Annotated in this window: 9 protein-coding genes; 5 read left to right on the forward strand and 4 right to left on the reverse strand. The window is 56.9% G+C overall.

From position 1 onward, the window contains the following. Together IQ273_RS23215 and IQ273_RS23220 are read right to left on the reverse strand one after the other, a co-directional pair. A partial coding sequence (locus IQ273_RS23215; protein WP_194025530.1) for a pentapeptide repeat-containing protein occupies positions 1-712 on the reverse strand: 712 nt, incomplete at its 3' end. 58 nt (positions 713-770) lie between these two features. Next, positions 771-1,697 carry a histone deacetylase gene (locus tag IQ273_RS23220; protein ID WP_194025537.1) on the reverse strand — a complete coding sequence of 309 codons (927 nt, stop codon included), beginning with the start codon at positions 1,695-1,697 and terminating at the stop codon, positions 771-773. 276 nt (positions 1,698-1,973) lie between these two features. Between IQ273_RS23220 and gyrA the strand changes: the two genes are divergently transcribed. Continuing rightward, positions 1,974-4,610, forward strand: coding sequence for a DNA gyrase subunit A (gyrA, locus tag IQ273_RS23225; protein ID WP_194025531.1), 2,637 nt, complete (start codon positions 1,974-1,976; stop codon positions 4,608-4,610). Between the two features lie 129 nt (positions 4,611-4,739). Here the strand turns inward: gyrA and IQ273_RS23230 are convergent, their stop codons facing one another. Next, on the reverse strand, positions 4,740-5,630 hold the full coding sequence (locus IQ273_RS23230; RefSeq protein WP_194025532.1) for a hypothetical protein: 891 nt from the start codon (positions 5,628-5,630) through the stop codon (positions 4,740-4,742). A 94-nt stretch (positions 5,631-5,724) separates the two neighbouring features. Beyond that, on the reverse strand, positions 5,725-6,777 hold the full coding sequence (locus IQ273_RS23235) for a sirohydrochlorin chelatase (protein ID WP_194025533.1): 1,053 nt from the start codon (positions 6,775-6,777) through the stop codon (positions 5,725-5,727). Between the two features lie 276 nt (positions 6,778-7,053). Between IQ273_RS23235 and IQ273_RS23240 the strand changes: the two genes are divergently transcribed. From IQ273_RS23240 to IQ273_RS33945, 4 genes are all read left to right on the forward strand, one after another. Further along, positions 7,054-7,881: an ion transporter gene (locus IQ273_RS23240; RefSeq protein ID WP_194025534.1), complete on the forward strand. Its 828-nt coding sequence runs from the start codon at positions 7,054-7,056 to the stop codon at positions 7,879-7,881. 240 nt (positions 7,882-8,121) lie between these two features. Beyond that, positions 8,122-8,958 (forward strand): cell division ATP-binding protein FtsE, encoded by an 837-nt coding sequence (ftsE, locus tag IQ273_RS23245; protein WP_194025535.1) that lies wholly within the window; start codon positions 8,122-8,124, stop codon positions 8,956-8,958. 123 nt (positions 8,959-9,081) lie between these two features. After that, entirely contained in the window at positions 9,082-10,383 is a 1,302-nt protein-coding gene (gene hemL, locus IQ273_RS23250; RefSeq protein ID WP_194025536.1) for a glutamate-1-semialdehyde 2,1-aminomutase, read from the forward strand. A gap of 140 nt (positions 10,384-10,523) precedes the next feature. After that, positions 10,524-11,744, forward strand: coding sequence for a toll/interleukin-1 receptor domain-containing protein (locus IQ273_RS33945; protein ID WP_228053661.1), 1,221 nt, complete (start codon positions 10,524-10,526; stop codon positions 11,742-11,744). Positions 11,745-11,903: the final 159 nt, after the last annotated feature.

An 11,903-nucleotide genomic window follows, 5' to 3' on the forward strand; every position in this document is an offset into this window, starting at 1 on the left:
CCACTCCCCCCAGCGCCACCGCCGCTACGCCCAGCAGATCGCCCCATTCGGCCTGGCGGGTCTCGCCATCGGCTACGGCAAAGCCGAGGGGGGCCACAAGCAGCAGCGCCAAAATAGCGATTTCCATGGACTCTAATTGTGCCAAAGCCGCCGTAGGCGAGGCCGCCCCTCCACTGGCCGACAGCGGCATGAGCAGGCCCATGGCGGTAAAGGGCAAGCACAGCATCGCGGCCATGACTAGGTTTTCGGCGGGCTGCTGGCCGGTCAGACGCACCAGACCGCCCAGCAGGGAATCCCTGGCCAGCAGCACCACGGGAATGGCCACAAATAACACCACCAGCGCCATGCCCACCGCCGAGCGTGGGTCGCCGTCAGCCACCGCCGCCGCCGCTGGGGGCACGGCCAACAGCGGCGGGACAAAACCCACCCCCGCCGCCAGGGCGATCGCGCCTAGAACCTTGGCCAGCCACCAGCGCCGCTGCAAACCGCCCCTGGTCTGGTCGAAGTAGGCTCTCTGCAAAACCGCCCACTCAAAGTTAGCGCCGCGCAGATCTGATCCGCTAAAGTCCGCCTGCGATAGCGTTTGACCTTGCAGGTTGGCTCCCCGCAAAATCGCGCCGCGAAAGTTGCGCTCGCCCTCGGCATAGCGCTGAGCTACGGTGCGTCCCCGCAGGTGTTTGCCCCGGTAGGGGCCTTCGATCATTACGGTCATCTTCAGTTCTTGCCCTGCCGTTGAAGGGCCTATGGGCGCATTGTACCCAGGGAGGCGGCTATCCCCCCAGCCTTGCTGCGATGGTGGCTAGCACCGACTGGCTGAGCGCCTCGTAGTCGTAGCCGCCTTCAAGACCAAAGAGAATTTTGTCGGTGACGCCTAGGCATTGCTGAGTGAAAGCGCCGTAGTCCTGGGGATGCAGGTTGATATTGGCCAGGGGGTCGGCGGCGTTGGCGTCGTACCCGGCGCTGACGATCAGCAGGTCAGGGGCAAACGCTTTGAGAAACGGAATTACCTTCTGCTCAAACTGGTCTTCATAATCGCCGCTGGCACTGCCGGGGGGCATGGGCAGGTTTAACACATTGCCGTGAAAACCCGTTTCGCTGCTGTGCCCGGTACCGGGGTAGGCGGGCAGCTGATGCAGTGAGCAGTAGGCGATCGCCGCATTCTGTTCAACCAGGGCCTGAGTGCCATTGCCGTGGTGCACATCCCAATCGAGAATGGCGACGCGGGCAATGCCAGGCTGTTCAAGAGCGTAGTAGGCCGCGATCGCCGCATTACAAAACAAACAAAAGCCCATACCGCGATCGCGCACCGCATGGTGCCCCGGCGGGCGGGCCAGCACAAAGGCCGAATGCCCCGTTGAGCGCACGTAGTCGACGCCATCCAGCCAGGCGCTGACCGCCAGCCGCGCCACCGCATAGCTGTCGGTTGACACCACGGTATCGCCGTCGATTTGGCCGCCGCCGCTGTGGGCCAACTCACGTAGGGCGGTAATGTAGCGAGGGTTATGGATCTGCGCAATTAGGGTGTCGACATTGCGCTGGTTTACTGGAGTCGGCGATCGCCAGTCGAGATGATTGGCCCAAGTTGTCTGCTCTAAAGCTGCCACAACAGCTTTCAATCGGCCCGCATTTTCAGGATGAAAATGGCCGGTGTCATGGCTTAAAAAATCTGGCGAATAGATAATGGCAAAATCAGCCATGGTAAAGGCGTGGTGCACGGCAAACTCTCGGGAGACAAACTATCAGAATGAAGGCCCCATCAGGGAGATCAATGGGGGCCGCAAAGCATTGCTGAATCAGGGGTCTAGAACCCATCCTTCTACCATAGCAACCTCTGATTTGACCCAGGGATTTCGTGCTAAAATATAACCTGTATGAATCCCCAAAAATACAACTGATCAAGCGCTATTCAGCACCGCTCGGTGCGAGGGTCTGACTAGCGCTTTGTTGTTCGCAAATTCGGAGTTTTTCCGCCTATGGCAACCCCAGAAGAGCGCATCGTCCCGACCGATCTGCGCGCCGAAATGCAAAGCTCTTACCTGGAATACGCCATGAGCGTGATTGTAGGTCGGGCACTGCCAGACGCCAGGGATGGGCTTAAGCCTGTGCACCGCCGCATTCTCTACGCCATGCACGAGCTAGGGTTGGCCGCCGATCGCCCCTTTCGTAAGTGCGCCCGCGTGGTCGGGGAGGTGCTGGGTAAGTACCACCCCCACGGCGACACGGCGGTATACGACGCCCTGGTGCGGATGGCCCAAGACTTCTCCATGCGCGTGCCGCTAATTAATGGCCACGGCAACTTCGGATCAATCGACAACGACCCCCCGGCGGCGATGCGATACACCGAGTGTCGCCTACAGTCGCTAACTAGCGACTCACTGCTGCAAGACATTGAGTCTGAAACCGTCGACTTTGCCGATAACTTCGACGGTTCTCAACAAGAGCCCGTGGTAATGCCCTCGCGGCTGCCCCAGCTGTTGCTCAATGGCTCCTCCGGCATTGCCGTGGGTATGGCCACCAACATCCCGCCTCACAACCCCGGCGAGCTGATCGACGGCGTAATCGCGCTGATCAACAACCCCGAGATCTCCACCGCCGAACTAATGGAGATCATCCCCGGCCCCGACTTTCCTACAGGCGGGCAGATTTTGGGCCGCAGCGGCATTCGTGACGCCTATATGACTGGGCGCGGCTCGGTCACCATGCGCGGCGTGGCCAGTATGGAGACCATTGAGCACCGGGGCCGCCCCGATCGCGAAGCTATCATCATCACCGAGCTGCCCTACCAGACCAACAAAGCGGGCATGATCGAGCGGATCGCCGAAATGGTGAACGAGCGCCGCCTAGAGGGCATCTCTGATATTCGCGACGAGAGCGATCGCGACGGCATGCGCATCGTCATTGAGCTCAAGCGAGACGCCTACCCCCGCGTGGTGCTCAACAACCTCTACAAGCAGACGCCGCTGCAAAACAACTTTGGCGTCAACATGCTGGCCCTGGTCAACGGCGAACCCCAGCTGCTCGGCCTCAAGCGCATGCTGGAGGTGTTTGTAGAATTTCGCGAAGAGACTATCGTCCGCCGCACCCGCTATGAGCTGCGCCGGGCCGAAGAAAAAGACCACCTGCTCCAGGGCTACCTAATTGCCCTGGCAAATTTGGATGCCATCATCGCCCTGATTCGCGGCGCGGCCGACACCCCCGCCGCCAAGCAGGAGCTGATGGATACCTACAGCCTCTCGGAACTTCAGGCCGATGCCATTCTGCAAATGCAGCTGCGCCGCCTCACCGCCCTAGAGGCCGATAAAATTCAGCGAGAGCACGACGAGCTCGTCGCGCAAATCGCTGACCTGCAAGATATTCTGGCCCGGCGCGAACGCATTCTCGACATCATCACCACCGAGCTGGGTGAGCTCAAAGCCAAACACGACAGCCCCCGCCGCACCGTGATCGAAATGGACGATGCGGAACTCACCGACATCTCCCTGATTGCCAACGAGCAGGTGGTGATTTTGGTCACCGACCAGGGCTATATCAAGCGCATGCCGGTGGCCACATTTGAGGCCCAGAGCCGCGCTACCCGAGGCAAAGCCGGGGCCAAAATGAAGGAAGACGATGGCGTGCAGCACTTCATTACCTGCTATACCCACGACTACCTGCTGTTCTTTAGCGATCGCGGCGTCACCTATGCCCTACGCGCCTACCAGATCGCCGAGGGCTCGCGAGCCTCGCGGGGTATGCCGATTGTACAAATGCTGCCCATCCCCAAAGAAGAAGCAATTACCTCGGTGCTGGCGGTGCGCGAGTTTACCGACGAAGACTACCTGGTCATGCTGACCCAGGGCGGCTTCGTGAAGAAAACCGCCCTGTCGGCCTTCAGCAACATTCGCACCAACGGCCTAATCGCCATTTCCCTCGAAGAGGGCGACCAGCTCAAGTGGGTGCGTCTGGCCCGCAACACCGACAGCATTTTGATCGGTTCACGCCGGGGCATGACCATTCACTTCAAGGCCGACGATGACCAGCTGCGGCCCCTGGGGCGGCCCACTCGCGGCGTGCGGGCCATGTCGCTACGCAACGGCGACGAGCTGATCAGCATGGATATTCTGCCCAGTCAGGTCGTTGAAGCGGTAGTGCAGGCCAACGCTAGCGCTAGCGATGACGACGATGACGAGAGCGTGTCTAGCGGCACCGAAGATGGTCCCTGGGTGCTGGTGATTACGGCCTCGGGACTGGGTAAGCGGGTGCCCGTAGCTAAGTTTCGTCTACAAAACCGGGCGGGCATGGGTTTGATGTCGATCAAGTTCCGCAAGAGCGACGATGCCCTGGCGGCGCTGCTGGTGGTGGGCGATGGCGACGAGCTGATGCTGGTGACCAACCGGGGGATCATCATTCGCCAGCGAGTGGGGGATATCTCGATTCAGTCGCGGCCCGCCACTGGCGTGAAGCTACAGCGGCTGGATGGGGAAGATGCGATCGCGGCGGTAGCCGTCGTGCCCCCCGCCCTGCAAGTCGAAGGGCTCGATGAGGCTGAGGACGCTACCGAAGCGGACGTTGAAGCCATTGTCGAGGCCATTGCCGATCCAGCTACCGAGGCATCGACTGAAGAAGAGTAAGTTTCCGTGCCCCCGCAGCTTTACAGATCATCTATCACTAGGTCGATCGATCGGGCTACGGGGGCGTGTGACGTAGGTATCTAACCGCGCTCTGAGACAGCAGCAACCGGGCACAGGCGATCGCCCCAGTTAGGCTGCCCGGTCTGACACTTCAGAGGGTGCAGCGAGGGGAATAACGACGGCATCCGCAGGGGGCATCTGGAAGCTATCCCAGCGATGTATGTACGGGGTGAAGTGGCGATCGCCCTGGGCTAGTCTGTCTACCAGCAGCCCCCGCACCCGCTCCTCTTCCTCAACATATTGCTCTGGGCTAAAGAACCCGCCAAATCGCCCGGCCCGCAGCCACAGGAGGTAAGTGCTCAGCGCGTCGTACTGGCTCTGCACCACGATCGCTCGCAAATTCCCCTCTACCCACCAGTCCACCACATCGTGAGGCTCTGGCCCCACCTGGCCTGGAATGCCCATCGCTGCCGCCAGTTCGTGCAGGGTGGGGGTAGCAATGCCCCAGCCACTTAGGATTTGTTTTAGATCGATGTGGGCATCGCCGTGACGGCTAAAGTAATCGTTACTCCAGCCTTTTTCGGCGCGGCGGCAAAACTCAACTGCCGCAATGCCTGACACTAGACCGCGCTGCAGCAAAATCGGCAGGTCGGTGGTTTGCGAATTAAACCCTACCAGCTGAGGATGGTGCTGGCCTAGGTAGCCTAGAAAGGTGGAAATTAGCTCGCCTTCCTCCATCAGCTGATCGATTTGTCTTGGCAGGGTGGTCAAGCGCAGGCGAATGCTGCCGTCGGGCTGCTGTTCTCGGATTACGGCGGTAACAGCGACCACTCGACACAGCGCTGTTTTGAGGTGCGGACGGGGTTTGTCTGCCGTGGCCCCGGCCCTGGCCCACATCACTTCAAAAACCTCTGCATCGGGCATCGTTTGAGGCAGGCCGTACACCCGCCGCCCCGAGGCTGGATCAGGCACCCATTCCAAATCAAAAGCACACACGTGCCGACCAACAGATTTGAACATGGCTGCCCCCCCGGGTTTCGCTAAAAACTGACCCAGGCCGTTGCCCAGGCGCTGTTTCTATCATTCCCAGCCCTCAAGACCAAGGAACCCGAGCCTAGGGAACTTGCCACGCCCGCTGGTGGTAGTCGTCGGGTTCTGGAAATAGATCGACCGGTTCGCCGTGGTGATGTCCGTGGTCATGACCGTGCCCGTGGTCGTGGGCATGACCTTGATCATGAGCATGACCGTGCCCATGGTTGTGATCGTGGCCGTGCTGCCCGCCCCCGGCAGCCAGACGAAACTTGCACATTTCGCAGTTCATCGCCACCTGGCCCAGGTGCGTTTCTAGCTCGCGATCGCGCAAAATCTGCATCAGCTGCGGGTGACTGCCCATCTCCGGCAAATAGGTCACTAGCTGATCGGGGTGCGCCGCCTGCTCTTGTTGGGTAATGTCTACAATCTTCTTCACCAGCACCCCGGTAAAGAGAAAGTAAGGCAGCACAATGATGCGCTTGGGGCTGTACAGGCGGGCGCGGCGAAAGCCTTCCTCTAGCCGGGGGTGAGTAATGCCAATAAAGCAAATCTCGACGGTTTTGTAGCGGCTGCCCTCCCACACAATTCGGGCCAGCTTGTACACATCGCCGTTGGCGTCGGGGTCGCTGGCCCCCCGGCCCACAAACAGCAGCACCGTGTCTTCGCGGCCAATGCCATCGGGGTTAAAGCGAGGTGTATCTAGCTCGGCCAAGCGCTCTTGCCAGAGCTGAATAATCGCTGGGGTAATGCCAAAGTGGCGACCATAGTGAAAAGTGACCTGGGGATGGCGCTGGCGGGCACGATCAAGTTCATTGGTGACGTCAAACTTATTGTGACGGGCCGCAAACAGCAAAATCGGCAGCACCGAGATGTCGGTGTATCCCTTCTCCACGCACAGGTCTACGCCATCTTGAATGGTGGGCTCGCTCAGCTCTAGAAAGCAGGGAATAACCGGGCGAGAGGTGTCGAGCGCCTGGTAGGCAGCGGCAAATTCGAGCACGCGATCGCGTCCCTCCGTATCCCTGCTGCCGTGGCCCACCAGCAGCAACGGGCGCTGGGTTGGCAGGGGGGACCAGCGATCGGGCGCACTGGGAGAAAAATCGTGGAGGGTGGTGATAATGGGGGCGATCGCCATAGGTACTCAACGTGCCGCAGTGATAATAAATCTAACCTTCAGCTCAGTCAAAAGGTACCGGCAATGACAATTTGGACAGTAGCCGCCTGGGCAGGGGGCAACGCTAACCTAAACCTGCGCAGACCTAAAGGCCAAATCCACTACCGGACTAGCCTGAGATAAAACCATGATTGCCATAAAAACGCAGCCAGATAAAAATCAGTCTGCTCGGCTATCTTAGCCCAGAGCAGAGCACAGAACCATCCTGGGGGTGGGCATTAACACCGCATTGAAACTATGGAAGAGATCCTAGACGAGCAACAGAACACCCGGCGCGATGATCAAAAACCCGCGCTACGCGATCGCCTGCGCAGCGAATTGAACACCACCGACACCCTGGCGGGTCGTCTGATTAACGGTGCGATCGTGCTGCTAATTTTTCTATCTGCCGTCATTTTTGTCCTCAAAACCTACCCCATTCCGCCCACCCTCGACAACTGGTTAAATCGCCTCGATTGGGTGATTGTGCTGGCTTTTACCCTCGAATACGGCCTGCGACTTTGGGTAGCCCATCGCCCCTGGCATTACGCTTTCAGTCTGTACGGACTGATCGATTTCATCGCCATCCTGCCCTCCTGGATCGGCATTTTTGATATTCGTTTTCTGCGCTTTTTTAGATCGCTACGCATCTTGCGTCTGGTGCACATTTTCAACAATCGACTGTGGTTTGGCCGGGTGACCAGTGCCGACAGTCTGATTTTGATTCGTATTTTGTTGACCATGGGCACGATTATTTTCATCTACTCCGGCCTTATTTTTCAGGTCGAAAATCCCAGCAATTCAGAAGACTTTGGCACGTTTTTAGATGCGCTCTATTTTGCTGTCGTCACCATGACCACGGTTGGCTATGGCGATGTCACCCCTATCTCCGAAGCTGGTCGAGGGCTAACGGTCATGATGATTTTGACCGGCATTGCGCTCATTCCCACCCAGGTCAGCAGCTTGATTAGGCAGTTGGGCAAAGTGAGGCAGCCCCAGCACCTGCCCTGCCCCGGCTGCGGCCTTACCCCTCACGACGACGATGCCCAATTTTGCAAACGCTGCGGTACTCTTCTAGAGCCGTAGTTGATCAGGACCTACTCCGTCGTTCTTTAAACAGCCTCGTGACAAAGGTGCTGCATCCTTGGTAACAAAACATAACGATTATTGAAAAAACAAATATGCCTTTTGCCGGACCCAGTCTTTCCGGTACAATGGCCACCCAAAAGCCATGTCAGCCCTGTCCCTGGCGCTGGCTGCGCAGTTCATACGTTTCAGCTAGGCTCAGTCCCGAGCCAGCCCGACCCACCTCAGTTAGGACGTTCCATGACCTCTGTGCTCCATCGCCCCACCGACGACACCAAACTCTCCGGCCTTCCTGAGGATGTCAGAGCTAGGCTGCAAGACCGCTTCAAACTTGTAGTACCCGCTCGCTCCGCCGCCGACCCATCCCCGTCTCCCATGCTTGAAGAGGCTCCAAGCGACCCCGATGTTCAGCCCATCGTCTCGCTGACCAACGTAGAAAAAATCTACACCAACGGCAGCAAAGCCCTAACCGGCGTAAACTTGGCGGTTAACCCCGGCGATTTTCTCTTTGTTACCGGCCCCTCGGGCTCTGGTAAATCAACCCTACTCAAGCTGCTCTATGGCTACGAGCGCCCTACTAATGGCCGCATTTTGGTTGGCGATGAGCCCATCGCTACCCTGCGCGGCGATCGCTTGGCCATGATGCGTCGCCGCATCGGCGTCGTGTTCCAAGACTACAAGCTCATTCCCAAGCGCACCGTAGCCGAGAACGTCGCCTTTGTGCTGTGGGCTCAAGGCTTCACCCGCAAAGAAATTCACCGCCGCCTCTGGCCCACCCTCAAAATGGTGGGGCTACAGGGTAAGGCCCAGTGCTTCCCCGATGAGCTGTCTGGGGGCGAACAGCAGCGGGTCAGCATTGCCCGCGCTGTGGTCAACACACCGCCCCTGCTGCTCGCTGACGAGCCCACTGGCAACCTGGATGCCGACAACTCCCTCCAGGTGATCAAAATTCTCAAAAAACTCAACTCCATCGGCATTACCGTCATTGTTACTACCCACGACGAGCACCTGGTGCGGATCTCTAACCACCCCGTAGTGCAGATCAAGAATGGCCGCCTGCACCATCTGCGCCGCTAACGCTACATTCCTTAACATCAACAACTCCGCCTTATCCAATCAGTAGGATAATGATCAGAGCTAACATTCAGATGGCCTAGGCTTAGGCCACCGAATGATTCTGGACTCTGAGAGGAACGCGCCTTGGTCAGTACAGCCCCATTTAAAACAGCAAAATCACAAGAAATTTTTACCGCTGCCCAAAACCTCATGCCGGGTGGCGTCAGTTCTCCGGTACGAGCCTTTAAGTCGGTGGGCGGGCAGCCCATTGTGTTTGATCGAGTTAAAGGTGCCTACATTTGGGATGTAGACGGCAACCAGTACATTGACTATGTGGGTACCTGGGGACCTGCTATTTGCGGCCATGCCCACCCTGAAGTGCTGGCAGCTCTATCGGCAGCGCTCGAAAAAGGCACCAGCTTCGGTGCCCCCTGCTACCTCGAAAACGTGCTGGCCGAAATGGTAATCCAGGCCGTGCCCAGCATTGAGATGGTGCGCTTTGTCAACTCTGGCACCGAAGCCTGTATGGCCGTGCTGCGGCTGATGCGCGCCTACACCGGGCGCAACAAAATTATCAAGTTCTCGGGCTGCTACCACGGCCACGCCGACATGTTCTTGGTGCAGGCTGGTTCTGGCGTCGCTACCCTGGGGCTGCCCGACTCGCCAGGGGTGCCCAAATCGGCTACCAGCGACACCCTTACCGCCCCCTACAACGACCTCGAAGCGGTCAAGGCTCTCTTTGCCCAAAATCCCGACGAAATTGCCGGGGTGATTCTAGAACCCGTAGTGGGTAACGCCGGGTTTATCACCCCCGATGGCGGCTTTTTAGAAGGGCTGCGAGAAATTACCCGCGAACACGACGCCCTGCTGGTGTTCGACGAAGTGATGACCGGCTTCCGCATTGCATACGGTGGTGCCCAGGCCAAGTTCAACGTTACTCCCGACCTGACTACCCTGGGTAAGGTGATTGGCGGCGGGCTACCCGTAGGGGCCTACGGTGGCCGCCGCGACATCATGGAAATGGTCGCCCCCGCTGGCCCGGTGTACCAGGCCGGCACTCTATCGGGCAACCCCCTGGCGATGACGGCGGGCATCAAAACTCTAGAACTACTCCAGCGGCCCGGCACCTATGACGAACTGGAGCGGCTGACAGCTAAACTAACTGATGGGCTACTACAGGCGGCTCGGGATACAGGCCACGAGGTCTGCGGCGGCCACATCAGCGCTATGTTTGGCATGTTCTTTAACCCCGGCCCGATCAGCAACTTTGAAGATGCCAAGGGGTCTGACCTGGAGAAGTTTAGCCGCTTCCACCGGGGCATGCTGGAGCGTGGCGTGTACCTAGCTCCGTCGCAGTACGAGGCGGGCTTTACCTCGTTAGCCCACACCGATGCGGATATCGAGGCAACGATCGCCGCTGCCCGTGACGTACTGGCCACGCTGTAAATAGCCACTTATCCACCCCCAAAACCCCCGAGTTCTTGAAGAACTCGGGGGTTTACTGCACAGGCACAAATGACCACTCAATCAATCCAGGCTAAACTTTGGACAGGCCAGAGCCAACGATAGACTTGGGCAAGCACTCCATGACAGAGCAAAAGTTTGATGTTTTTCTTTGCCATAATAGCGAAGATAAATCCGCCGTCATACAGATTGCCCAGCAACTTCGGCAACACAACCTTAGGCCTTGGCTCGACGAGTGGGAACTGCAACCCGGACTAGACTGGCAAGATATCCTAGAAGAACAAATTGGGAGCATTGGAGCCGCAGCAGTTTTTGTTGGTAATTCTGGGATTGGTCCTTGGCAAAACCAAGAAATCAAAGCTTTTCTAAGAGTTTTCTCGAACAAACCCAAGTGTCCCGTTATTCCAGTATTACTTTCTGATGCACCATTAGAACCCAAAGTACCACTCTTCTTAGGAAACCGTACCTGGGTTGACTTCCGCAGACAAGACCCTTCTCCTTTAGGTCAACTTGTTTGGGGTGTCACTGGTATTAGACCCCAAGAATCTCTAGAATATGTTCGAGCTTCTTCTTCAAAGAGAAACAAAACATTTGATAATTTGGAGGAAGTTTGGAAGTCTGTCATTCCTCAAATAGAATCCCTTGGCACTAGGGCGTTGATGCAGCAACAAGGACATTTAGCTTTCTTTGATGGATCTCATGCTCGGATTGGCATTGATTCCAAGCCCCTTTTAAAAATGGCTCAGGGCCACATCATAGATGTTGAAGAAGCATTTGAGACAATATTTGAAGGGACAATAACTGTATCGTTTGAGATAATTGAAGAAAGCTTAGACGTTGACTCTGCCGACAAAAATGTAGATAACAAAGCCGATTTAGAGGAAATCTGGGACTCTATTATTTCTGAGATAAGCCCTCTTGGCACTCGCGCACTGATGCAGCAACAAGGACATTTGCTCTCCTTTGATGGATCTCACGCCCGAATTGGCATTGAGTCCAAGCCACTTTTCAAAATGGCTCAAGGTCGCATTAGGAACGTCGAGGAAGCATTTAAGGCAGTATTCAAAGAAGTCATAACTATATCTCTGGAAGTGATTGAAGCTAAGCCAGAGACTACAAAATCAACTCCCTCGCCTCCGGCTTTACCTGACAAGGAAAAGCCTATTGAGTCAGACAAAGGCAAATGGCAAGTGAGTAACCGTATCGTTCATAAAACCTATGGGATTGGAGAAGTTACTCGTATCTTTGGATCAGGCAGTAAGATTTGCCTCGCCGTTCAATTTCCTCAACACGGTCGAAAAATTCTTGATCCGGCTATTTCAGAGATAAAACTTCTTCTCTAGAGCTAAGGTTTTACAGAGTTATCTTATCCAAAAAACTTATTACCTAAGTATAGAAATACGATCTTCGCGAGTTCAAATCTGAAGTGCATTAACCTAGTACTCTGCGGCGTAAGTTTAGCTACTATTCTCCGGGGGGCTAGGGGAGCAGGGGGGCTAGGG

The organism is Nodosilinea sp. LEGE 07298, assembly GCF_015207265.1.
Taxonomy (GTDB): domain Bacteria; phylum Cyanobacteriota; class Cyanobacteriia; order Phormidesmidales; family Phormidesmidaceae; genus Nodosilinea.

Excerpts from the sequence above, each read along its gene's own strand:
- IQ273_RS23230 (WP_194025532.1), bottom strand. The coding sequence starts at position 5,630 with ATGTTCAAATCTGTTGGTCGGCACGTGTGTGCTTTTGATTTGGAATGG.
- IQ273_RS23235 (WP_194025533.1), bottom strand. The coding sequence starts at position 6,777 with ATGGCGATCGCCCCCATTATCACCACCCTCCACGATTTTTCTCCCAGT.
- IQ273_RS23220 (WP_194025537.1), bottom strand. The coding sequence starts at position 1,697 with ATGGCTGATTTTGCCATTATCTATTCGCCAGATTTTTTAAGCCATGAC.
- IQ273_RS33945 (WP_228053661.1), top strand. The coding sequence starts at position 10,524 with ATGACAGAGCAAAAGTTTGATGTTTTTCTTTGCCATAATAGCGAAGAT.
- ftsE (WP_194025535.1), top strand. The coding sequence starts at position 8,122 with ATGACCTCTGTGCTCCATCGCCCCACCGACGACACCAAACTCTCCGGC.
- gyrA (WP_194025531.1), top strand. The coding sequence starts at position 1,974 with ATGGCAACCCCAGAAGAGCGCATCGTCCCGACCGATCTGCGCGCCGAA.
- IQ273_RS23240 (WP_194025534.1), top strand. The coding sequence starts at position 7,054 with ATGGAAGAGATCCTAGACGAGCAACAGAACACCCGGCGCGATGATCAA.